Raw genomic sequence first — 21,581 nt, 5'->3', positions numbered from 1 at the left:
GGGCGTGCGCAGCAAGGGGACGACGTCGGCCCGGGCCTGAGCTTGCGGGGAATCTACACGACCGGCAGGTTACGGTCCCGTGTCGTCGGGGAACCGCGACCCGGGGTCTCCGGGTCGGTGCGGCTGCCGAGGGGGCGCCGCCCATCGTACGGGTCCGCCGGCGCCGTCAGCGCCTCAGCCGAGCCCGGCGCCCACCAGGCCGCCCAGCAGCCAGCTCAGGCCCGCGGCCAGCGCGCCCAGCACGAGCTGGCGCCCGCCGGTCCACCACCAGGGCCGGGCGGTGATGCGCCCGACGACGGCGCCGCAGAGGAAGAGCCCGGCCAGGGCCGCGGCGACCGCGAGCGCGAGCGCGCGGGCCCCGAGCAGGTAGGGCAGCAGCGGCACGAGCGCCCCGAGGGCGAAGGAGGCGAAGGAGGAGCCGGCGGCCAGCGCGGGCGAGGGCAGGTCGCCGGGGTCGACGCCCAACTCCTCCCGCGCGTGCACCTCGAGCGCCTGCTCGGGGTCGCGCGAGAGCTGGGCCGCGACCCGGTCGGCGAGGTCGGGGTCGACCCCGCGCGCGACGTACACCGCGGCGAGCTCGGCCCGCTCCGCCTCGGGGTTGCGCAGCAGCTCCCGGCGCTCGACGTCGAGCTCCGCGCGGGTGAGCTCGCGCTGGGAGGCGACCGAGGTGTACTCCCCCGCGGCCATGGAGAACGCGCCGGAGGCCAGCCCGGCGACGCCCGCGAGCACCACGGTGCGCGGCGCCGCTCCCCCGCCGGCGACGCCGGCGATGAGGGCGGCGTTGGACACGAGCCCATCCATCGCGCCGAAGACCGCCGGGCGCAGCCAGCCGCCGGTGACGTCGCGGTGCTCGTGGTGGACCTCGGCCCCGCTGACGCTCACGGCCGGGCCCCGGGCCCGCCCTCGCCGCCGGCCGCCAGCGCGTCCTGCGCCGGCGGCTCGACCTCCGCCTCGCGCCCGGGCCGGCGCCGCGCCGACACGACGAGGTAGGCGACGGCCCCGAGCATGACGAGCAGCGCCACCCACTGGTTCACGCGCAGGCCGAGCACGTCGTTGGCGGGGTCGACGCGCAGCGCCTCGAAGACCGAGCGCCCCAGGCAGTACAGCGCGACGTACAGCGCGAAGACCCGGCCGTGGCCGAGGCGCCAGCGGCGGTCCGCCAGGACGACGGCCCCCGCCACGAGCAGGCACCAGAGCGACTCGTACAGGAAGGCCGGGTGGAAGGTGGCCACGTCGGCGAACTCGTCGGGCCGGTGCTGCGGGTCGATCTCCAAGGACCACGGCAGGTCGGTCGGCCGCCCGAAGAGCTCCTGGTTGAACCAGTTGCCCCAGCGGCCGAGCGCCTGCGCGACGGCGATGCCCGGCGCGATGGCGTCGGCGAAGGGCGGCAGCGGGATGCCGCGGCGCCGGCAGCCGATCCAGGCGCCCACCCCGCCGAGGACGACCGCGCCCCAGATGCCGAGCCCGCCCTCCCAGACCTTGAGCGCGTCCAGGGGCCGCCCGCCCTCACCGAAGTACGGCTGCGGGGTCGACAGCACGTGGTAGAGCCGGCCGCCGACGATGCCGGCGGGCACCGCCCACACGGCGACGTCGCCGACGGTCCCGGGCCGCCCGCCGCGGGCGACCCACCGCCGCTCGCCGATGACGACGGCGGCGACGATGCCGGCGATGATGCACAGCGCGTAGGCCCGCAGCGGGAAGGGCCCGAGGTGCCACACCCCCTGCGACGGGCTCGGGATGCTGGCGAGGATCACGGGGGTCGAGGCTACTGCTCAGGAGGCGGCGGCGGCGCGGACCGCGGCCGTCAGGCCCTCGGGCGTGAGCTCCGGGCCCTCCAGCGTGCGCCCGTCGAGGCGCAGCGTCGGGGTGCCGCGCACGTCGGCCTCGTCCTGGCTGTCCGCCACCTGGCGCACCCAGCCGTCGTACCGGCCCTCGTCGACGCAGGTGGCGAAGGTGTCGTACGCGGCCCCGTCGAGCCCGGCGGTGCGCCCGGCCTCGAGGAGCTGCTCGTCGGTGTAGCCGACGCCCTCCTCGGCGGGCTGCGCGGCGAACACGGCGTCGTGGTACTCGCGGAACACGCCCGCGTCCGCCGCGCACCCGGCGGCCGCGGCGGAGCGCCGGCTGGCGTCGTTGCCGAGGTTGTCGTCGAGGAAGGACAGCGGGTGGTAGACGACCCGCAGCTCCCCGTCGTCGACGAGCTGCTCGATGGTCGGCCCGGTCGTGCGCTCGAGCTGCGCGCAGGCCGGGCACTGGAAGTCCTCCCAGAGGTCCAGCACCGGCGCGTCCGCCGGGCCGACCGCGATGCCCCCGCCGACGCCCGTGGCACCGGCCGGCACCGGCTGGCGCGCGGCCTCCTCGGAGGCGTTGCGGTCGCGCACGGCCAGCACGACCCCGGCGACGACGACCGCGGCCAGCACGAGCCCGACGACGCCGGCGCGCACGAGCCGCTCGCGGCGGCGCGCGGCCTCGGCCTCGGCGCGGCGGCGGGCGGCGAGCTCCGCGCGGGCGGCCTTGCGGGAGGGCGTCGGCTGGCTGGTCACGGGCGGGGGCCCTCCTCGGGGTGGTCGGGGTGGTCGGCGTGGTCGGCGTGGTCGGCGTGGTCGGCGTGGTCGGCGTGGTCGGCGTGGTCGGCGTGGTCGGGGTGGTCGGGGTGGTCGGGGTCGTCGTCGGCGTCCTGCGGGGTGCGCCCGTCCCCGGGGTCCAGCGAGAACGGGGTGCGCGGGCGCGCGACGAGCAGCGCGGCGAGCACGGCCAGGCCCGCGTCGCGCAGCAGCTCGGGCAGGTAGCGGGCCGCCGCCGGCCGGTCGTCCTCGACGATCCCGCCACCGCCGAAGCAGCCGCAGTCGATGGACAGCCCGCGCGCCCAGGCCGAGGCGATGCCGACGCTGAAGGCCAGCATGAGCAGCCCGCCGGCCAGCGCGGCCCAGCGGGTGAGCGCCCCCAGGAGCAGCAGCGCGCCGAGCGCCACCTCGGCGAGGGGCAGCACCTGGCCGACGACGGTCTCCACCGCGTCGGGCAGGAGCTCGTACGCCCGGACCGCGCGCACCGAGGCGTCGGTGTCGCCGACCTTGAGCAGCCCGGCGACGAGGAGGACGCCGCCGAGCACGAGGCGCGCCGCCAGCCCGGCCCAGGGCAGCGCGCGGGCGAGGGCGGTCGGGAGCCGCCGGCGCGCGGTGCCCGGGCGCCCGCCGCGCGTGCCGGTCGTGGTCACCGCACCGCTCCCCTCGCTCCGCGGGCCGCAGCCCGCCGTGCCCGCCCGCGGGCCCCGTCCTCCCGGTCAGACCCCTGGGGACCGCGGGGAGTTCCCCGCCGCGCCCGTGGCGGTCCTCACGGGGTCAGGCCGGGGCGGGCCGCGGGGCCGCCCGCACCCCCGCCGCCAGCTCCTCCGCCAGCGCGCGCACGCCCTCGACCCCGTCCGCGGGCCGACCGGCGCGCTCCGCGTCGAGCAGCCGGCGCACGAACGCCGAGCCGACGATGACGCCGTCGGCGTAGCCCGCCACCTCGGCCGCCTGCTCCGCCGTCGAGACGCCGAGCCCGACGCACACCGGCAGGTCGGTGGCGCGGCGGACCCGCTCGACGAGCGACCGCGCGGTGCCGGCGACGGAGGTGCGCGCGCCGGTGACGCCCATGGTCGACGCGGCGTACACGAAGCCGCTGCAGTGCTGGACGGTCCAGGCGATGCGCTCGTCGGTGGACGACGGGGCCACGAGGTAGATCCGGTCCAGGCCGGTGCGCCCGGTCGCCGCGTGCCAGGCGCCGCCCTCGTCGGGGGTGAGGTCCGGGGTGATGACCCCGCTGCCGCCGGCGGCGGCGAGCTCGTCGGCGAAGCGGTCGACGCCGTAGCGCTCGACCGGGTTCCAGTAGCTCATGACGAGCGCGGCGGCGCCGGTGGCGGCGACGGCGCCGGCGACCCGGACGACGTCCCCGGTGCGGGTGCCGGCGCGCAGGGCGGCCTCGGCCGCGGCCTGGATGACCGGGCCGTCCATGAGCGGGTCGGAGTAGGGCAGCCCCACCTCGACGACGTCGCACCCGCCGGCCACGAGCGCGCGGCACGCCTCCGCGGACCCCTCGACGCTGGGGTAGCCCGCGGGCAGGTAGCCCACCAGCGCGGCGCGCCCCTCGGCGCGAGCGCCGGCCAGGACCTCGGAGAGCCGGCTCACCAGCCCTCCCCCGACCCCTCCTCGACGGGGGCCTCCACGGTGGCCTCGGCGGCCTCGACGATCTCCTCGTCGCTGACGACGCCGAACCAGCGGGCGGCGGTGTCGACGTCCTTGTCGCCGCGGCCGGACAGGTTGACGAGCAGCACGCCGTCGGGCCCGAGCTCGCGGCCGAGGCGCAGCGCGCCGGCCAGCGCGTGCGCGGACTCGATCGCCGGGATGATCCCCTCGGTGCGGCAGAGCAGCCGGAACGCCTCCATGGCCTCGGCGTCGTCGACGGGCTCGTACGTCGCGCGGCCGGTGTCGTGCAGGTGGGCGTGCTCGGGCCCGACGCTCGGGTAGTCCAGGCCCGCGCTCACCGAGTGCGACTCCACCGTCTGGCCCATCTCGTCCTGCAGGACGTACGACCGGGCGCCGTGCAGCACGCCCGGGGACCCGCCGGTGATGGAGGCCGAGTGGCGCCCGGTCGAGACGCCCTCGCCGCCCGCCTCGTAGCCGTGCAGGCGCACCCCCGCGTCGTCGAGGAACGCCGCGAAGATGCCCATGGCGTTGGAGCCGCCGCCGACGCACGCGGCGACGGCGTCGGGGAGCCGCCCGACGCGCTCGAGGACCTGGGCGCGGGCCTCGTCGCCGATGACGCGGTGCAGGTCGCGGACCATGGCGGGGAACGGGTGCGGCCCGGTGACGGTGCCGAGCAGGTAGTGCGTGGTCCCGACGTGGGTGACCCAGTCGCGCATCGCCTCGTTGATGGCGTCCTTGAGCGTGGCCGAGCCGGCGGCGACGGGCACGACCTCCGCGCCGAGCAGGCGCATGCGGGCGACGTTGAGCGCCTGCCGGCGGGTGTCGACCTCGCCCATGTAGACCGTGCAGTCCAGGCCGAACAGCGCGGCGGCCGTGGCCGTGGCGACGCCGTGCTGGCCGGCGCCCGTCTCCGCGATGACCCGCCGCTTGCCCATGCGGCGGGTCAGCAAGGCCTGGCCCAGCACGTTGTTGATCTTGTGGCTGCCGGTGTGGTTGAGGTCCTCGCGCTTGAGGAGCACCCGGGCGCCGCCGGCGTGCGCGGCGAAGCGCGGCACCTCGGTCAGCGGGCTCGGGCGGCCCGTGTAGTCCCGCTGGAGCCCGTCGAGCTCCTCGCGGAAGGCGGGGTCGACCCGCGCGGCCTCCCACGCGGCGGCGAGCTCGTCGAGCGCGGCCATGAGGGCCTCGGGCACGAAGCGCCCGCCGTAGGGGCCGAAGTGGCCCACGGGGGTGCCGACGGGCGGGACGGTGGCGGTCACTGGGACCTCCCCTGGCGCAGGGCCGGGTGGGCGCCGGCGGCGACGAGGTCGGCGACCGAGGCGCGCGGGTCGCGCCCGGTCACCAGCGTCTCGCCGACGAGGACGGCGTCCGCCCCGGCGCGGGCGAACTCGATGACGTCGTGCGGGCTGCGCACCCCGGACTCGGCGACCTTGACGACGCCGTCCGGGATGAGCGGCGCGACCCGGGCGAAGGTGCCCGGGTCGACCTGCAGGGTGCGCAGGTCGCGGTTGTTGACCCCGATGAGGCGGGCGCCGGCGTCGACGGCGCGCTCGACCTCCTGCGCGTCGTGCACCTCGACCAGCGGGCACAGGCCCAGCGACTCGGCCCGCTCCACGAGGGAGACGAGCGCGTTCTGGTCGAGGGAGACCACCATGAGCAGCACGAGGTCGGCGCCGTGCGCCCGGGCCTCCCACAGCTGGTAGCTGCTCACCACGAAGTCCTTGCGCAGCACGGGGACGTCGACCGCCGCGCGCACCGCGTCGAGGTCGGCGAGGCTGCCGCCGAAGCGCCGGCCCTCGGTGAGGACGCTGATGATGCTGGCGCCGCCCGCCTCGTACTCCCGGGCCAGCGCGGCGGGGTCGTCGATGGGCGCGAGGGCGCCCCGGCTCGGGCTCGCGCGCTTGACCTCGGCGATGACGTCGACCCCGCGCGCCCGCAGGCGGCCGAGGACGTCGCGGGCCGGGTCGCGCCGGGCCACCCGCTCCTTGAGCTCCTCGAGCGGGACGCGCTGCTGGCGCTCGGCGAGGTCCGCGCGCACACCGTCGAGGATCTCGTCGAGCACGCTCACGCGGTGGTCCCCTTGTCTGTCGACGGCCCGCGCGGCCCGGGGGGCCGCTGCCGGGCCGGGGTTCGGGCCGGTCAGTGCAGGGTAGAGCGCGGGCCCGACAAGCACGCCCCGGGGTGGGCGCCCTGCCGCGGTCGCCGGACGCTCCTGCCGGAGCGTGACCGGACGAGTACGCACCGGTCGGGCGCGCGCCGGCCGTGCGGCGCCACGGCGGCCCTCAGCGGGCGGTGGGGTCGTCGCCCGCGTCGAGGGCGTCCCAGGCCGCGCGGCCGGCCGCCGGCCCCTCCCCGGTCGCACCGGGCGCTGCGTGCGCGCCGCCCGCGCCCCCCGCGCCCCCCGCGCCCCCCGCGCCCCCTGCGCCCCCCGGCCCGGCCGGGGGCGGACCGGCCTGCGGCCGGGTGGCCCCGGGGCCGGCGGCGCGGGCGCCCGGGGCGTCGTACCGGCCGGACAGGCCCGACCAGCGGCCCCCGTGCACGAGGGCCAGGGCGCCGCCGACGACGAGGAGGACCCCGCCGGCGAGGCACGCCCAGGGCCACGCGGTGCGGGACAGGACCTCGGCGGCGCCCGGGCCGCCGTCGGCGCGGGCGCCGGCCCACGCGTACGCGACGACCCCGGCCCCGAGCGCGAGCGCGAGGAGCCCGACGAGCCGGGCGGCCGCGCCGCGCACGGCGAGCAGGGCCGCGGCGGCGGCGAGCCCGGCGAGCCCGAGCGCCCCGACGGGCCCGGCGAGGTCGCCGCCGGTGAGCTCGACCGGCAGCGCGGGCAGGCCGGGCGCCGGAGCCTCGCTCGCCCGCGCCCACGGGCGCCCGGCCGTGGCCAGGGCCAGGGCCCCGCCGACGGCGACCGCCGCCACGGCGAGGGGGCGGACCCGGGTCACGGCGCGGCGGGCGCGGGGGGCGTCAGCGTCTCCGCGACGGCCACGGCGCGCAGCACCGCCGCCGCCTTGTTGCGCGACTCCTGGTCCTCGGCCGCCGGGTCGGAGTCGGCGACGATGCCGCCGCCGGCCTGCACGTACGCCCGCCCGTCGCGCAGCACCCCGGTGCGGATCGCGATCGCCGCGTCGAGGTCGCCGGCGAAGTCGAGGTAGCCGACGACGCCCCCGTAGACGCCGCGCCGCGCCGGCTCGAGCTCCTCGATGATCTCCATGGCCCGCGGCTTCGGGGCGCCGCTCAGCGTGCCGGCGGGGAAGCAGGCGGTGAGTACGTCGAACGCGAGGTGCCCGGGCGCCACCTGCCCCACGACGGTCGACTCGATGTGCATGACGTGGCTGTAGCGGCGGACCGTCATGAAGTCGACGACCTCGACGGTGCCGGGCGAGCAGACCCGGCCGAGGTCGTTGCGGCCGAGGTCGACGAGCATGAGGTGCTCGGCACGCTCCTTCTCGTCGGCGAGCAGCTCCTCCTCGAGGCGGGTGTCCTCGTCGGGCGTGGCCCCGCGCCAGCGGGTGCCCGCGATCGGCCGGGTCATGGCGCGGCCCCCGCTCACCTTGACGAGGGCCTCGGGGCTCGAGCCCACGACGTCGAAGCCGCCCTCCGGGCCGCCGTCGGGGCCGGCGAAGCGCAGCAGGTACATGTAGGGGCTCGGGTTGGTCACCCGCAGCACCCGGTAGACGTCCAGCGCGCTGGCGCTCGTGGCCACCTCGAAGCGCTGGCTCACGACCACCTGGAACGCCTCGCCGGCGCGGATCTCCTCCTTGGCACGCTCGACGCTGGCCAGGAAGCGGTCCCGCTCGGTGCGCCGCTCGACGCGCGGGGCCGCGGACTCGTCGAACGCCGCGACCGTCGGCGGCGCGGGCGTCGCGAGCTCGGCGGTCATCCGGTCGAGGCGGGCGACGGCGTCCGCGTACGCCTCGTCGACCCGCTCGTCGCTGTCGTCCCAGTTCACCGCGTTGGCGATGAGCAGCACCGTGCCGTCGGCGTGGTCGAGGACGGCGAGGTCGGTCGCGAGCATCATCCCGAGCTCGGGCAGGTGCAGCTCGTCGGCCGCGAGCTCGGGCAGGCGCTCGAGGCGGCGCACGGCGTCGTACCCGATGAACCCGACGAGCCCGCCGGTCAGCGGCGGCAGGTCCGGCAGGCGCGGGGTCCGCAGCGCCTCCACCGTCGCGCGCAGGGCCCGGAGGGGGTCGCCCCCGGACGGCAGGCCGTCGGGCGGGGTGCCCTGCCAGACGGCCTCGCCGTCGCGCTCGGTGAGGACCGCTGCGGAGCGGGCGCCGACGAAGGAGTAGCGCGACCAGACGCCGCCGTGCTCGGCCGACTCGAGCAGGAACGTGCCGGGCCGCTCCCGGGCGAGCTTGCGGTAGACGCCCACGGGGGTCTCGCCGTCGGCGAGCAGGCGCCGCACGACGGGGACGACCCGGCGGTCCTTGGCCAGGACGCGGAACGCCGCGAGGTCCGGCGTCGTCGGGCCGGTCACGGGGCCACCTCCGCGGGCAGCGCGAGCGGGAGCACGTCGGCGTCGAAGCAGGTGCGGTCCCCGGTGTGGCAGGCGGCCCCGGTCTGGTCGACGCGCACGAGCAGCGCGTCGCCGTCGCAGTCGAGCCGCACCTCGACCACGCGCTGGACGTGCCCGGACGTGTCGCCCTTGCGCCAGTACTCCCGACGGCTGCGGCTCCAGTACGTCGCCCGCCCCGAGGTCAGCGTGCGGCGCAGGGCCTCGTCGTCCATCCAGCCGACCATGAGCACCTCGCCGGTGTCGTGCTGCTGCGCCACCGCGGCGACGAGGCCGTCGGCGGTGCGCTTGAGCCGCGCGGCGACCGCGGGGTCGAGGGCGGGCTGGCCGGGAGCGGGCTGGCCGGGGGCGGGCTGGCCGGGGAGCGCGTCGGGCATGCTCCCCATCCTGCCGGGTGGCCGCGCCGTCCCGGGCACCCGGCGGCCCCCCACCGTTCCGTGACGGTACGAGCACGGAGGGTCTTGCGGCTGCCGGCCCGGTCTGGGTGGATACGGGGTACGTCGTCCTCCTACGGAAGCAGGTCGCATGCGCTCCCCCTCCCACCCGTCGGGCACCGGACCCACCCGCCGCTCCCTGCTGCAGGGCCTCGGCGCCCTCGGTGCCCTCGGCGGTGCGACGGCCCTCGGCGCCGGCACCGCCGCGCCCGCCGCGGCGTCCGCGGCGTCCTGGCGCCACGGCCGACCGGTCCCCCCGGGCAAGATCGGCTTCGGCCTCTACTCGGTCCGCGACATGCTGGCCGCGGCCCCCGCCCGCACGCTCGCGATGCTGGCGGAGGCGGGCTACGCCGAGATCGAGCCGGCGTACGACTACGGCGGCCGCAGCCCGGCCGGCTTCCGGCGCCTCGCGGACGCGAACGGCCTGGAGATCGTGGGGAGCCACCACCACCCGTACGACTTCCGGGGCGAGGCCGCCGACGTCACGCTGGAGCGGGCCGCGGTCCTCGGCCAGGAGTACGTCGGCGTGTCGTACATGGACGGCGAGCAGACCGCCGACGGCTACCGCCGCATGGCCGAGGAGATGAACTCCTGGGGCGCGAAGGCGCGGCAGCACGGGCTGCGCTGGTACGCGCACCTGCACGACAACGAGTTCCACACCGACCCGCAGACCGGCGAGGTGCTGTTCGACGTGTGGCTCGCGGAGACCGACCCGGACCTGGTGTGGTTCGAGATGGACCTCTACTGGATCCTGCGGGCGCGGACCGACCCGCGGCCGTACCTGCGGCGCTTCGAGCGGCGGTTCCCGCTGCTGCACCTCAAGGACGGCGACCCGGTCGCCGGGCTCGAGACGGACCTCGGCGACGGCGTCGTCGACTTCGCCGACATCCTCGGGTACCTGCGCCACCCCGCCGCGCACCACTACGTCATCGAGCGCGACGAGCAGCCCGACCCCGTCCGCACCGCGCGCCGGTCGTACGACCACCTGCGCAGCCTGCGCGTCACGCGCCGGGTCTGAGCGCCGCGGCGCCCGCCGGTCCGGCGGGCGCCGCCCTCCCGGGTGTCGGAGGTGTCAGAGGGCCTGCTGCGCCGCCCACGAGCGGTGCAGCGCGGCGTACGTGCCGCCGGCGCGCACCAGCTCGGCGTGCGGACCGCGCTCGACGACCCGCCCGCGGTCCACGACGAGCACCTCGTCGGCCGCCTCGGCCGTGGACAGCCGGTGCGCGATCGAGATGGCGGTGCGGCCGCGGGTGAGCCCCTCCAGCGCGCGCTGGAGCCGGACCTCGGTGGCCGGGTCCACGGAGGACGTCGCCTCGTCGAGCACCAGCAGGTCGGGGTCGGCGAGGTACGCCCGGGCGAGCGCCACGAGCTGGCGCTCGCCGGCCGACAGCGACTCCCCGCGCTGGCCCACGGGCGTGTCGAGCCCGTGCGCCAGGCCCTCGAGCCAGCCGGCGAGCCCGAGCTCGGTGAGCGCGAGCTCGATGAGCTCGTCGGGCGCACCGGGGCGGCCGAAGGCGATGTTGTCGCGCAGCGGGGCGTCGAAGAGGAAGCCGTCCTGCGGGACCATGACGACCCGGGCGCGCAGCGAGGACGAGCGCAGGTCGCGCAGGTCGACGCCGTCGACGAGGACGCGGCCCTCGGTGGGGTCCATGAGCCGGGTCAGCAGCTTGGCGAAGGTGGTCTTGCCCGAGCCGGTCTCGCCGACGATCGCGACCCGGGTCTGCGGGGCGATGGTCAGGTCGACGTCGTGCAGGACCGTCGGCCCCGACGGGTAGGCGTAGGACACGTGCTCGAAGCGGACCTCGAGCGGGCCGCGCCGCTGCTCGACGCCGCCCGGGCCCGGGTCGGCCACGTCGGGGCGGGTGTCGAGCACCCCCAGCACCCGCCGCCAGCCGGCGATCGCGTTCTGCGCCTCGTTGAGCACCTCGGTGCCGACCTGGACGGGGCTGATGAAGAGCGTGACGAGGAAGAGGAACGCGAGCAGCTGGCCGAGGGTGAGGTCGCCGCCGACGCCGAGCAGGACGCCGACGACCACCACCGCTCCCGTCGCCACTCCGGCCACGACCTCGGCGGCGGTGAAGGACAGGACGACCGGCCACACGGCCCGGACCGCGGCGACGCGGTGCCGCTCGACGGCCTCGTCGACCCGCCGCTGCGTGCGGGCCTCCACCGCGTAGGCGCGCACGGTGCTCGCGCCGACCACGGCCTCGGACACCGCGCCGAGCAGCGCGCCCACCCGGGCGCGCACGAGCCCGTACGCCGCGGACACCCGCCGCTGGAAGGTCCGCAGCAGGAGGAACAGCGGCAGGAACGAGAGCCAGACGAGCAGCGTGAGCTGCCACGAGTAGAACGCCATGAGCACCGTGGCGACGAGGAGCTGCCCGACGCTGACGACGAGCAGCAGCCCGCCCCACTGCATGAACGTGCTGATGGTGTCGACGTCGCTCGTCACCCGCGACACCAGGGAGCCGCGCTGCTCGGTGCTCTGCGTCAGCACGGAGAGGTCGTGCACGTGCCGGAAGGCGCGCACCCGCAGGGCCGCCAGTCCGGTCTCGGTCGTGCGGAAGAGCCGCACGTTCATCGCGTACGCCGCCGCGGCCGTGAGGAGCACCGCACCTGCGGCGAGCAGGGCGACCGTCCGCACGAAGCCCAGGTCGGGCCCCGCCCCGCCCTGCAGGCCGCGGTCGACGACCTGCTGCACCGCGACCGGCACGACCACGCGCCCGGCGGTCGCGACGAGCGCGAGGAACAGGGTCACCCAGATCCCGGCGAGGAACTCGGGGGACAGCGCGAGGCCGCGCCGGAGCGTGGCGAGGGCGCCGGGCTCGGCGCCCGACCCGATGCTCGTGCCGGTGGTCGGGCGGGTCGGCGCCGTCGCGCCGGCCGGGCCGGCCGTGCCGGTGCTGCTCACGCGACCACCCCGCTGCGCTCGCCGGTGGACTCGTCGGCCTGCTGCTCGTACGCCGTCACCAGGCGCCGGTAGCCCTCGGACCCGGCGAGCAGCGCGCGGTGGGTGCCGCGGGCGGCGACGCGCCCGCGCTCGACGTAGACCACCTCGTCGGCCAGCGTGATGGTCGCCTTGCGGTAGGCCACGACGACGACCGTCGCCGGCGCCATGGCCTCCGACGGGTCGCGCAGCCCGGCGAGGATGGCGGCCTCGACCGAGGGGTCGACGGCGCTCGTCGCGTCGTCGAGCACGAGCAGGCGCGGGCGCCGCACCACGGCGCGGGCCAGCGCGAGCCGCTGGCGCTGCCCCCCGGACAGCGACGAGCCCCGCTCCCCCACCCGGGTGTCCAGGCCCTGCGGGAGCGCGGCGACGAAGCCGTCGGCCTGCGCCAGGCGCAGGGCGGCCCACACCCGCTCGTCGGGCACGTCGGCGCCGAGGGTGACGTTGCCGCGCACGTCGTCGTCGAAGAGGAAGGACTGCTGCGGCACCAGGGCCGCGCGGGCGGCCACCCCGCCCGGGACGAGCTCGCGCGCGTCGGTGCCGTCGAGCAGGACCTCCCCCGCGGCGGGGTCGACGAGCCGGACGAGCAGGTTGGTGAGCGTGGACTTCCCGGCGCCGGTCGGGCCGACGACGGCGACGACCTGGCCGGGCCGCGCGTCCAGGGCGATGTCGTGGAGCACGTCGACCGGGCCGTCGGCGGTGTCGTACGCGAAGCGCACCCCGCGCACCGAGAGGTCCACCGGCCCGCCGGTCGCCGGGGCCACGCCGCCGTACGGCAGCCCGCCGGTCGCCTCGAGGACCCGGCGCACCCGGTCGTAGCCGACGACGCTGCGCGGGATCTCCCCGAGGACCCAGCCGATCGCCCGCACCGGGAAGGCGAGCAGCGTGAAGAGGTAGGCGACCTGCACCAGCTCGGCCGCGCCGATCGCCCCGGCCTCGATCCGCATCGAGCCGACGACGAGGACCCCGAGGACGCCGAGGTTCGGCAGGGCCTCGAGCAGCGGGTCGAAGACCCCGCGGACCCGGCCCACCTGCACCTGCGCGTCGCGCAGCGCCTCCGCGGAGCGGCGGAACCGCGCGGTCTCCTCCTCCTCGCGCCCCAGCGTCTTGACGACGAGGCCGCCGTCGAACGACTCGTGCGCCACCTCGCTGACCTCGGCGCGCAGCTGCTGGGCCCGCGTCGCGCGCGGGCTGAGGCGGCGCTGGTACACGACGTTGAGCGCGAAGATCGCCGGGAACACGAGGAACCCGACGAGCGCCAGGACGACGTCGACGAGGAGCATCGCCACCGCGGCGACCGCGAGCATGACGAGCACGCCGACCGCCATGGGCATCGGTGCCACCGGGTACCACGTCGCCTCGACGTCGGCGTTGGCGTTGCTCAGCAGCTGGCCCGTCGGGTGGCGGTGGTGCCAGGACAGGGGCAGGCGGAGGTACTGGCGGGTGACGGCGCGGCGGTCGCCGGCCTGCAGCGCGTACTGCATCCGCGCGGCGCCGACGCGGCGCCCGACGATCCCGACGCTCTTGGCGAGCGACACCGCGACCAGCAGGGCGAAGGCCCCGGCGAGGGCGCCGGTCGTCGTACGGCCCTCGGCGAAGGCGGGCAGCACGACGCGGTCGGTCACCCGGCCCAGCGCCCACGAGGTGCCGACCGTCATGACGCCGTAGAGCGCGCTCCCGGCGAGCGCCACCCCGAACAGCCGCGGCTCGCGCCGGATGCCGCTGCCCAGGACGCCCAGGCCGCGCAGCAGCACGCTGCGCCCCTCGTCGGTCCAGCGCCGCCTCGTCGCCCCCGCCACCCGCCGCTCCCGTCGCACGCGTCCGCGGCCCGTCCCGGCGACCGCCGGGCCGCAGCCCACCACGGGCAAGGTGCCACCGGCCACCGACATTCCCGGCGGCTCGCGCTCGCGGGCGCCGCGCGCCAGGATCGGCCCCATGACGCGCACCCGCCCCGACGTCGCGGCCGACGAGCGCGCGGCCCTCGCCGACCTCCTCGACCGCATCGGACCCGACGCACCCACCCTCTGCGAGGGCTGGACGACCCGCGACCTCGCCGCGCACCTCGTCGTGCGCGACCGCCGCCCGGACGCCGCGCCCGGAGCCGTGCTGCCGGCCCTCGCGCCCTGGACCGACCGGGTGCGCGCCGGCCGGGCGGCGCTGCCCTGGCCGGAGCTCGTCGGGCAGGTGCGCCAGGGTCCGCCGGCCTGGTCGCCGCTGTCGCTGCCCGCCCTCGCCCGGGTCGTCGACACCGTGGAGATGTACGTCCACCACGAGGACGTGCGCCGCGGCGCCGACGGCTGGGAGCCGCGCGGGCTCGACCGCCGCGTCGAGGAGGAGCTCTGGGGCTCCCTGCGGCGCCAGGCCCCGCTCGCCTACCGGCGCGCCCCCGTGGGCGTGGTCCTGCGGGCGGCGCTGCCCGGCTCCGGCCGCCCGCTCGGCGAGGTGGTGGCCCGGCGCGCCGGGCGCTGCGTGCTCGTCGAGGGCCCGCCGTCGGAGCTGCTCCTGCACGCCACCGGGCGCGGGCGGGCCGCGCGGGTGCGGGTCGACGGCGCCGAGGAGGACGTGCAGCGCCTCGCCGGGGCGCGCGTCGGGCTCTGACGCGCCACCGCGGCACGGCGGGCCGACGCGCACGGGCCGTCGCGGCGGTGGCACGATCGGCCCATGGTGGCTACCCGACCCCAGAGCATCGCCTACCCCGCGCCGTACGAGGTGCGCCCGGTGCGCGAGCCCGAGCAGCTGGCCCCGCACGTGGTCGTCCTCTTCGGCGGCACCGGCGACCTGTCCCGCCGCAAGTTGCTGCCGGGGCTGACCCACCTGGCGCTGTCGTCGCTCACGCCGGACATCGAGGTCGTCGCCACGAGCCTCGAGGACATGACGAGCGAGCAGTTCCGCGAGTTCGCCCACCAGGCCGTGACCGAGTTCAGCAGCCGCACCCTGGACGAGGAGCAGTGGCAGCGGTTCGCCCGCCGGCTGCGCTACGTGCCGCAGAGCGCGGGGCCCGAGGCGCTCGCGGCCGCGGTCGCGGAGGCGGAGGACGAGCTCGGCGAGGACGTGCTGCGCCTGCACTACCTCAGCGTCCCGCCCAAGGCGGCGCTCGCGGTCATCACGATGCTGCGCGACGCGAAGCTCGTCGAGCGCTCGCGGGTCGTCATGGAGAAGCCGTTCGGCACCGACCTGAAGAGCGCGATCCAGCTCAACGACGAGGTCCACGCGGTCTTCGACGAGCAGCAGATCTTCCGGATCGACCACTTCCTCGGCAAGGAGTCGGCGCAGAACATCCTCGCCGTCCGCTTCGCCAACGGCCTCTTCGAGCCGATCTGGAACCGCAACTTCATCGACCACGTGCAGATCGACGTGCCCGAGACCCTGGGGCTCGACGCGCGCGCGGGCTTCTACGAGGCCACGGGCGCGTACAAGGACATGGTCGTGACCCACCTGTTCCAGATCATGGCCTTCGTCGCCATGGAGCCGCCGACGGCGCTGGAGCCGCGCGCGATCAGCGAGGAGAAGAACAAGGTCTTCCGGTCGCTGCAGCCGGTGGACCCGGAGGACGTCGTGCGCGGGCAGTACATCGGCTACCGCGAGGAGAAGGGCGTCGACAGCGAGTCCGACACCGAGACCTTCATCGCGCTCAAGGCGCACATCGACAACTGGCGCTGGGCCGGCGTCCCCTTCTACCTGCGCACGGGGAAGAAGATGGCCGAGGGCCAGCGCATCATCTCGATCGCCTTCAAGGAGGCGCCGAAGTCGATGTTCCCGGCCGGCTCGGGCGTCGGCACGCAGGGCCCGGACCACCTGACCTTCGACCTCGCCGACGAGACCAAGGTGTCGCTGTCGTTCTACGGCAAGCGCCCCGGGCCGGGGATGCGCCTGGACAAGCTGTCCATGCAGTTCTCCACGCACGACACCAGCCGGGCGCGCGACGTGCTGGAGGCGTACGAGCGGCTCATCCTCGACGCGATGCGCGGGGACCACACGCTCTTCACGACGGCCGAGGGCATCGAGAGCCTGTGGGAGCGTTCGATCCCGCTGCTCACCGACCCGCCGCCCGTCAAGCCGTACGGCGTCGGCTCGTGGGGCCCGAACGCGATCCACCAGCTCATCGCGCCCCACGCCTGGCGCCTGCCGTTCGAGCGGACCTGGCGCGGGACGCGGTGAGGCCCGGCGGGCGGTGGCGCCGGCACGCCGGCTCCGCTGTCGCCGCCGGGGTCGCGTACGGCCTGCTGACCCTCACCCCGGTGCTCGGCGACGGCGAGGGCGCCGGGACGGCCCTCGTCGCCGGCCTGCTCTTCGCCGTGGCGATGCTCCTCGTCGGCGTCGCCGGTGACGCGCTCGCCGACCGCTGGCGCGCCCGGCGCTGAGCCGGGCGCGCCGCCGACGCCCGCGTCAGGCCATGTCGCGGTAGCGCTGCGCCGCCGCCAGCAGCGGCTCGAGGTCCCGGGCCGTCGCCTGCCGCGAGGCCATGTCCCGCTCGGTGTCGGCGTACGGCGCCACGTACGCGGGCGTGTCGCGCTGGTAGCGCCAGCCCTCGGCGAGGGGGCCGACGTCGACGGCGTCGTAGCCGACGGCGTCGAGGAACGCGACGGCGTCGGCCTTGGCGGGTGCGTCGTCGCCCGCGACGGGCAGGGCGCTGCGCTCGGGGCTGCCGCTCGGACGGCCGAGCTCGGCGAGGTTGCGGAAGAAGATGTTGCCGAACGCCTTGACGACCCGCGCGGACCCGAGGTGCGCCTGCACGAGCTCGGAGGTGGTCGTCGACTCCTCGTCGAGCTCGGGGAACGCGCCGTCCCGCTCCGGGTAGTAGTTGCAGGTGTCCACGACCACCTTGCCCGCCAGCGGCGCGGCGGGGACGTCGCGGTAGGCGCGCAGCGGCACGGTCAGCACCACGAGGTCGCCGGCGGCCGCGGCCTCCTCGGCGGTCCCGGCGCGCGCGGCGTCGCCGAGGTCCGCGACGAGGTCCGTGAGGGTCTCCGGGCCCCTGCTGTTGCTGAGCACCACCTCGTGGCCCGCCGCGAGCGCGAGGCGGGCGAGGGTGCTGCCGATGTTGCCGCTGCCGATGAAGCCGATCGTCGTCATGCCCGTGGCCAAGTCGGCGCGGGCCCAGCCTGTTCCGCGGCGCCACTGCGGCGGCCCGTCCCCCTCGCCGGGAGCGGGGGCGGGCCGCCGCGCGCTCAGGGCGCCGCGACGAGCGCCGTACCGGCCCGGGCGGTGCGCTCGGAGCGGTCCTGGTCCAGCAGCCAGTCGACCATGACGTCGTTCTCGTACGTCGGCACCCACGACCAGTGCGGGCTCACGGGCGTCGTGCCGGCGGCGAAGGTCGTGAACAGGGTGTGGCTCCCCCGGCGGTCGGCGACGCGCAGCAGGCGCCGCGCCTCGGCCTCGCGGGTCCGCTCGTCGAGGTCGCCCGGCCAGGTGCCGCGCACGACCTCGGCGCCGGCCCGCTCCAGCGCCCGGACGTTGGCCAGCGAGCCGGCGGTGTAGTCGACCGTGGGGTCGTCGACGGAGTGCGTGATCCACAGCGGCACGTCGACGATGCGCCGCATCCGCTCGGCGTTGCCCCCGCCGGCGATGACGAGCGCGCCGGCGAACAGGCCGGGGCGCTCGGGCAGCACGTCGAAGCTGCCGTACCCGCCCATGGACAGGCCGGTGAGGTAGAGGCGGTCGCGGTCGACGGGCCTCGTACGGGCGATGCGCTGGACGAGCTCGAGCATCGCGGCCTGCACCGGCGGGCTCACCCAGCTGTTCTCCCGGCCCGGCGGCACCTGGGGCGCCAGCACGAACGCCGGGTCCTCCGCCTGGCGCTCCGGCTCGGTGAAGGTGACGGCGCCGCGGTTGGCCGTGATCTGGGTGATGTTGTTCGTGCCGCGCTCGCCGCCGCCGTGCAGGAACACCACGAGCGGGTACTCGCGGTCCGCGTCGGGGTCCTCGCGGTACGCCTCGGGCTGGTAGAGGCGGAACGGCAGGGTCGTGCCGGCGGAGTCGGTGTACGTCAGCGCGGTGAAGTCCTCGACCTCGGGGCTGACGACGCCCTGGTTGCGGACCACGAACGGCGAGGCGGGCAGGACCGTGCCGGTGCGCGGGTCCTCCACCCGCTCGGTCTGGCGGACCGCGTACGCGCCCTCGAGCGGCACGGGGTCGTTCTGGCCGCGGGTGACGTCGTAGACGAGGGCGCCGGCGTTCGCGTCGTCCTCGTCGAGCTCCAGGACGAGCCAGCGCCCGGCGCTGCCGCGCGCTCCCTGCCGGTCCACGGCGGGCTCGTCGCTGGAGTAGACGTCCGTGACGGTGCGCTCGGCGGTCTCGCCGCCGACCGTCGCGGTGACGGTGAACGCGCCGCTCGCGGTCGCGGCGCGGGTGATGTCGAGGCGGCGGCTGTGCTCGAGGGCGACCGCCACCACCTTCCAGCCGAGCGGGGTGACCTCGGTGACGACCTCGGCGCGGACGACGGGGTTCGTGCGCGGGGCGGCGCCGGCGGCGCCGGCGGGGACGACGAGGGCGGTCGCCGTCGCGGCGACCGCCAGGAGGCGGAGGGGCATCGTGCGGGGGCCAGTCATGGGCAGCCGGACCTTCCACGCTGAAGGGGGCCGCCCCGCCGGAGGGCGGGGCGGCACGGGCGTGCCGGGCCGGGCAGGGCGACCGGCTGCCCCGGATCATGCCGCCCCCGGGCCCCCGTGTCGACGGTCCCGGGGCGCGGGCCGCCTCAGCGCACCGGCGCGCCGTGCGCGGCGAGGGCCTGCTTGACGTCGCCGATGCGCAGCTGCCCGAAGTGGAACACGCTTGCCGCGAGGACCGCGTCGGCGCCGGCGTCGACCGCCGGCGCGAAGTGCTCGAGCGCGCCCGCGCCCCCGCTGGCGACCACCGGGACGCGCACGGCCTCGCGGACCGCCCGGACCATCTCGACGTCGTACCCGGCCTTGGTGCCGTCCGCGTCCATGGAGTTCAGCAGGACCTCGCCCGCGCCGAGCGCCTCGGCGCGCGCGGCCCACTCCACCGCGTCGATGCCGGTGCCGCGCCGGCCGCCGTGCGTCGTGACCTCGTACCCGCTGGCCGTCGTCGTGCCGGGAGCGCAGCGGCGGGCGTCGACCGACAGCACGAGGACCTGCGAGCCGAAGCGGTCGGCGATCTCCGCGACGAGCTCCGGGCGCGCGACCGCGGCGGTGTTGACGCCCACCTTGTCCGCCCCGGCGCGCAGCAGCCGGTCCACGTCGGCGACCGAGCGCACGCCCCCGCCGACGGTCAGCGGGATGAACACCTGCTCCGCGGTCCGGGACACCACCTCGTACGTCGTCTCGCGGTCGCCGCTGGACGCGGTGATGTCGAGGAACGTCAGCTCGTCGGCGCCCTCGGCGTCGTACACCTTGGCCATTTCCACCGGGTCGCCGGCGTCGCGCAGGTCCTGGAAGTTGACGCCCTTGACGACGCGGCCGGCGTCGACGTCGAGGCAGGGGATCACGCGGACGGCGACACTCATGCGCCCAGCCTAGGAGGTGAGGACGGCACGACCGATGACCCGCGGGTGGCCGCGCGGTCCTGAGGACGTGGCCGACGAGGAGGGGACCGTGGACCGTGCGCCCGGCGCGGGGGCGCCGACCGCGCAGGAGCTCGTCGCCGCCCTGCGCGAGCGCTGCTCCCCCGCCGAGGTCGCCCTGATCCGCAAGCGGCTCGGGCCCGGGGACGACACCTGCGGCATCCGGATGCGCGACCTGTTCGAGACCGCCCGGTCGCACGCGGCCATGCCGCTGGCGGAGGTCGAGCGGCTGTTCGCCAGCGACCTGTACGAGGTCCGCATGGGCGCGCTCTGCATCCTCGACGTCCGGGCCAGGGCTCGTCGCGCGACCGAGGCGGAGCGCGCGCGGCTGTACGGGCTCTACCTGGGGCACCACGACCGGATCACCACCTGGGACATGGTCGACCGGGCGGCGCCCAGCGTCGTGGGCGGGCACCTGCTCCGGCGCTCCCGCGCGCCGCTGCACGAACTCGCGGCCGCCGCCGACCCGCTGCGGCGGCGCACCGCCGTCACCGCCCCGCTCTGGTTCGTGCGGTACGGCGACAGGTCCGACCTCGCCGACGTCCTCGCGCTGGCCGCCGCCCTCGCCGACGACCCCGACCCGCTCGTCCACCTCGCCGTCGGGACGCTGCTCAAGCACGCCGGCGGGCTCGACCCCGACGCGGTCACCGCGTTCCTCGACGCCCACGCGGCCCGGATGCCGCGTCCCGCGCTGCGCGCGGCCACCGCGAAACTGCTCCCGGCCCAGCGTGCGCGCTTCACGGGTCGGTGAGCGGGAGGAGCTGCCGCTTCCGCGGCGGACACCACGCCCCGTGCACCAGCGCCGGTTGTGCCGTGAGCCCTGCCGCTGTGGGGATCGTCACCGGACCGGTCTACCGGGACGACGCCTGGACGCAGCCTCTGACCTGCAGGGTTCCCGCCGGCGGTTCGTCTACGGGACGCGCGGGCCTGTGCGCGCCAGGACACGAACCTTGTGTCACGGGTGCGTCCACAGGCGGGGCGCCGAAAGGGGCGTGGCTGCAGCAGTCGATGCAGCCGCACAACGTCACCGGATGCCTCCGTCCGGCAGATATGTCTGTCCTTCACCCAGCACTAGGCTCTTGGGCGGTAGGCGCCGTGCCGTAAGACGAGCCAGCCCGAGGACGTGAGCCGCGTGGAGTCCGCTGCCGAGATCCGGCTCTTCCGCGTCTACGAGGCGAACAGCGTCATGCGCGCTTATCGCGTGTACGTCGATGGGGCCAGAGCAGGCAGCATTCGTGCGGGCGAGGAGAGGTCCTTTCCCGTGGCTACGGGCGACCATGAGGTCCAAGTGCGTATCGACTGGACGCGCAGCGCGCCTTTCCTGGTCTCTGTGGCGCCGGGCGAGGTAGTGCGGCTGAGGTGCGCCGCGAAGGCCGACTACGTGAACTCCCTCAGGCGGATCATCACAGCACCTCACGACTTTCTCGAGGTGACGTTCAACGGACAGGACGACGCCTGACCCATCGTGCGGGGACGGGGCGGCGGGTCACCACTCGTGGTACTTCGAGCAGCCCCCGGCGTTGACGACTGGTCGTCCTCCCTGAGTGCATCCCGCGCCGGCATTGGGCTGACTGATCGGTTGCGCGCCGAGGACTTGCGGCCGCCGTTGAGCCCCTAGCCTGCCTGCTGTGGCTCAGGAGTGCGAGAGTGGAGCGGGCCGTGCCTGAGTACAAGCCGAGTCTGTCCATGGTCCTGCGCGCGGTGCAGCACGAATACCGAGCAGAGGAGCCGCGCGAGCCTGCCGAGGAAGTGGAATGGAAAAAGTTCTCCGCGTGGTTGCTACGGGTCGTAATTGACCGCAAGCGGCCGCTGAAGAGCATGTGCGCCATCTGCCAGAAGCCCATCATCTTCCGGCCGCGGGAGTGGGAGCACTGCTGCGGGCGCTCGGACCACGTAGGCGAACCCGTCAGGATGCAACGGGACTAGCTGTAGTGCCCACGGACGTTGTTGACGTGAGGGAGGACCTCCGGGCGAAGTGATGGGTGTCGAA

General features: G+C 76.4%; 22 protein-coding genes. 7 read left to right on the top strand and 15 right to left on the bottom strand.

The window, feature by feature from the left end:
• Positions 1-174: 174 nt before the first annotated feature.
• The 10 genes from D5H78_RS15375 to hisI form a co-directional block, all read right to left on the bottom strand.
• Positions 175-882, bottom strand: coding sequence for a VIT1/CCC1 transporter family protein (locus D5H78_RS15375; protein WP_218566674.1), 708 nt, complete (start codon positions 880-882; stop codon positions 175-177).
• Positions 879-1,754 carry a prolipoprotein diacylglyceryl transferase gene (lgt, locus tag D5H78_RS15370; protein WP_119951392.1) on the bottom strand — a complete coding sequence of 292 codons (876 nt, stop codon included), beginning with the start codon at positions 1,752-1,754 and terminating at the stop codon, positions 879-881. Before lgt ends, D5H78_RS15375 begins: the two co-directional genes overlap by 4 nt.
• Before the next feature lie 18 nt (positions 1,755-1,772).
• Positions 1,773-2,540 carry a DsbA family protein gene (locus D5H78_RS15365; RefSeq protein WP_119951391.1) on the bottom strand — a complete coding sequence of 256 codons (768 nt, stop codon included), beginning with the start codon at positions 2,538-2,540 and terminating at the stop codon, positions 1,773-1,775.
• On the bottom strand, positions 2,537-3,211 hold the full coding sequence (locus D5H78_RS20565) for a MauE/DoxX family redox-associated membrane protein (RefSeq protein WP_218566673.1): 675 nt from the start codon (positions 3,209-3,211) through the stop codon (positions 2,537-2,539). The genes D5H78_RS15365 and D5H78_RS20565 overlap by 4 nt, the downstream gene beginning before the upstream one ends.
• Before the next feature lie 124 nt (positions 3,212-3,335).
• Positions 3,336-4,160, bottom strand: a complete 825-nt coding sequence (gene trpA, locus D5H78_RS15355; RefSeq protein ID WP_119951390.1) for a tryptophan synthase subunit alpha — start codon at positions 4,158-4,160, stop codon at positions 3,336-3,338.
• Complete coding sequence (trpB, locus tag D5H78_RS15350; protein ID WP_119951389.1) at positions 4,157-5,434, bottom strand: tryptophan synthase subunit beta; 1,278 nt, start codon at positions 5,432-5,434, stop codon at positions 4,157-4,159. The genes trpA and trpB overlap by 4 nt, the downstream gene beginning before the upstream one ends.
• Positions 5,431-6,243 (bottom strand): indole-3-glycerol phosphate synthase TrpC, encoded by an 813-nt coding sequence (gene trpC / locus D5H78_RS15345; RefSeq protein WP_119951388.1) that lies wholly within the window; start codon positions 6,241-6,243, stop codon positions 5,431-5,433. The genes trpB and trpC overlap by 4 nt, the downstream gene beginning before the upstream one ends.
• Positions 6,244-6,457: 214 nt before the next feature.
• The gene (locus D5H78_RS15340) at positions 6,458-7,117 is read right to left on the bottom strand and encodes a Trp biosynthesis-associated membrane protein (protein ID WP_119951387.1); all 660 of its coding nucleotides are present in this window, start codon (positions 7,115-7,117) and stop codon (positions 6,458-6,460) included.
• Complete coding sequence (locus D5H78_RS15335) at positions 7,114-8,652, bottom strand: anthranilate synthase component I (RefSeq protein ID WP_177891260.1); 1,539 nt, start codon at positions 8,650-8,652, stop codon at positions 7,114-7,116. The genes D5H78_RS15340 and D5H78_RS15335 overlap by 4 nt, the downstream gene beginning before the upstream one ends.
• On the bottom strand, positions 8,649-9,065 hold the full coding sequence (hisI, locus tag D5H78_RS15330) for a phosphoribosyl-AMP cyclohydrolase (RefSeq protein ID WP_177891258.1): 417 nt from the start codon (positions 9,063-9,065) through the stop codon (positions 8,649-8,651). Before hisI ends, D5H78_RS15335 begins: the two co-directional genes overlap by 4 nt.
• Before the next feature lie 148 nt (positions 9,066-9,213).
• On the opposite strand from hisI, the gene D5H78_RS15325 reads away from it, so the two are divergent.
• Positions 9,214-10,140, top strand: a complete 927-nt coding sequence (locus D5H78_RS15325; RefSeq protein WP_119951386.1) for a sugar phosphate isomerase/epimerase family protein — start codon at positions 9,214-9,216, stop codon at positions 10,138-10,140.
• Positions 10,141-10,194: 54 nt separating this feature from the next.
• Here the strand turns inward: D5H78_RS15325 and D5H78_RS15320 are convergent, their stop codons facing one another.
• Both D5H78_RS15320 and D5H78_RS15315 read right to left on the bottom strand, forming a co-directional pair.
• Positions 10,195-12,033, bottom strand: coding sequence for an ABC transporter ATP-binding protein (locus D5H78_RS15320; RefSeq protein WP_119951385.1), 1,839 nt, complete (start codon positions 12,031-12,033; stop codon positions 10,195-10,197).
• Positions 12,030-14,006, bottom strand: coding sequence for an ABC transporter ATP-binding protein (locus D5H78_RS15315; RefSeq protein WP_218566672.1), 1,977 nt, complete (start codon positions 14,004-14,006; stop codon positions 12,030-12,032). The genes D5H78_RS15320 and D5H78_RS15315 overlap by 4 nt, the downstream gene beginning before the upstream one ends.
• Between D5H78_RS15315 and D5H78_RS15310 the strand changes: the two genes are divergently transcribed.
• The 3 genes from D5H78_RS15310 to D5H78_RS15300 all read left to right on the top strand — a co-directional run bounded on the left by D5H78_RS15310 (position 14,005) and on the right by D5H78_RS15300 (position 16,430).
• Positions 14,005-14,667: a TIGR03085 family metal-binding protein gene (locus D5H78_RS15310; protein WP_119951384.1), complete on the top strand. Its 663-nt coding sequence runs from the start codon at positions 14,005-14,007 to the stop codon at positions 14,665-14,667. The two genes, D5H78_RS15315 and D5H78_RS15310, sit on opposite strands and share 2 nt — an antisense overlap.
• Before the next feature lie 63 nt (positions 14,668-14,730).
• Positions 14,731-16,227, top strand: coding sequence for a glucose-6-phosphate dehydrogenase (zwf, locus tag D5H78_RS15305; RefSeq protein ID WP_119951383.1), 1,497 nt, complete (start codon positions 14,731-14,733; stop codon positions 16,225-16,227).
• Positions 16,224-16,430, top strand: coding sequence for a hypothetical protein (locus D5H78_RS15300; RefSeq protein ID WP_119951382.1), 207 nt, complete (start codon positions 16,224-16,226; stop codon positions 16,428-16,430). Before zwf ends, D5H78_RS15300 begins: the two co-directional genes overlap by 4 nt.
• Before the next feature lie 25 nt (positions 16,431-16,455).
• On the opposite strand, the gene D5H78_RS15295 is transcribed toward D5H78_RS15300, so the two are convergent.
• The 3 genes from D5H78_RS15295 to hisF all read right to left on the bottom strand — a co-directional run bounded on the left by D5H78_RS15295 (position 16,456) and on the right by hisF (position 19,534).
• On the bottom strand, positions 16,456-17,142 hold the full coding sequence (locus D5H78_RS15295; protein WP_119951381.1) for an NADPH-dependent F420 reductase: 687 nt from the start codon (positions 17,140-17,142) through the stop codon (positions 16,456-16,458).
• A 95-nt stretch (positions 17,143-17,237) separates the two neighbouring features.
• Entirely contained in the window at positions 17,238-18,599 is a 1,362-nt protein-coding gene (locus D5H78_RS15290; protein ID WP_119951380.1) for an alpha/beta hydrolase-fold protein, read from the bottom strand.
• Positions 18,600-18,763: 164 nt separating this feature from the next.
• Positions 18,764-19,534 carry an imidazole glycerol phosphate synthase subunit HisF gene (hisF, locus tag D5H78_RS15285; RefSeq protein WP_119951379.1) on the bottom strand — a complete coding sequence of 257 codons (771 nt, stop codon included), beginning with the start codon at positions 19,532-19,534 and terminating at the stop codon, positions 18,764-18,766.
• Positions 19,535-19,622: 88 nt separating this feature from the next.
• Between hisF and D5H78_RS15280 the strand changes: the two genes are divergently transcribed.
• The 3 genes from D5H78_RS15280 to D5H78_RS15270 all read left to right on the top strand — a co-directional run bounded on the left by D5H78_RS15280 (position 19,623) and on the right by D5H78_RS15270 (position 21,517).
• On the top strand, positions 19,623-20,342 hold the full coding sequence (locus D5H78_RS15280; RefSeq protein ID WP_218566671.1) for a DNA alkylation repair protein: 720 nt from the start codon (positions 19,623-19,625) through the stop codon (positions 20,340-20,342).
• 372 nt (positions 20,343-20,714) lie between these two features.
• Entirely contained in the window at positions 20,715-21,050 is a 336-nt protein-coding gene (locus D5H78_RS15275; protein ID WP_133412079.1) for a hypothetical protein, read from the top strand.
• Between the two features lie 200 nt (positions 21,051-21,250).
• A complete protein-coding gene (locus tag D5H78_RS15270) occupies positions 21,251-21,517 on the top strand; it encodes a hypothetical protein (RefSeq protein ID WP_133412078.1) in 267 nt (88 codons plus the stop codon).
• Positions 21,518-21,581: the final 64 nt, after the last annotated feature.

Source organism: Vallicoccus soli, assembly GCF_003594885.1.
Taxonomy (GTDB): Bacteria; Actinomycetota; Actinomycetes; order Motilibacterales; family Motilibacteraceae; genus Vallicoccus; species Vallicoccus soli.
Note: the sequence above shows the minus strand (reverse complement) of the source record. Positions and strands in the feature narration are given on the sequence as shown.